The organism is Pseudomonas sp. SIMBA_067, assembly GCF_046534675.1.
Classification (GTDB): Bacteria; Pseudomonadota; Gammaproteobacteria; order Pseudomonadales; family Pseudomonadaceae; genus Aquipseudomonas; species Aquipseudomonas putida.
The window spans coordinates 1-444 of the sequence record NZ_JAWRYH010000060.1 but is presented as its reverse complement, the minus strand read 5'-3'; the positions used below and the strand labels follow the sequence as shown (position 1 = coordinate 444).

At 39.2% G+C, this 444-nt stretch carries 2 protein-coding genes; one reads left to right on the top strand and one right to left on the bottom strand.

Features of this window, described 5'->3' with window-relative positions:
• On the top strand, positions 1-173 hold a 173-nt coding region (locus tag SB765_RS28080), incomplete at its 5' end, for an EAL domain-containing protein (RefSeq protein WP_410932279.1).
• A 14-nt stretch (positions 174-187) separates the two neighbouring features.
• On the opposite strand, the gene SB765_RS28075 is transcribed toward SB765_RS28080, so the two are convergent.
• Positions 188-444 (bottom strand): YihY/virulence factor BrkB family protein (locus SB765_RS28075; RefSeq protein WP_410932278.1); only part of this gene is annotated, 257 nt, incomplete at its 5' end.

Genomic DNA, 444 nt, shown 5'->3' with positions numbered 1-444 from the left:
TGGCTCATCAGCTTGGTTTAAAAGTAATTGCCGAAGGCATAGAAACAAAATTACAAATGGATTTATTACTTGAGGCTGGTTGTGATTACGGTCAAGGCTATTTGTTTTCAAAGCCGCTGCACAAAACCTCGTTTATGCAGCTGATAACAACGAACCAAGTAATTAAGCTCTGATAAAAGTAATAGAGTTATTTAATATCAAGGTGGTCTGCAACATATGCGCCTCGCTGCCCTCTTTTTTTATCTGGGCCTATCGTGCTGTCTTGCGCTGTTTGCTGCTCTAACGCAGCATTGATTGTGGCTCCCAAAATAATGATATAAGCGCTAATAAATAGCCACATAAGCATAATAACCACCCCACCTAAAGAGCCATATGTTTCGTTGTAACTGGCAAAATGAGATACATAAAATGAAAAGCCAAAAGATGCCACAATCCATAATACTG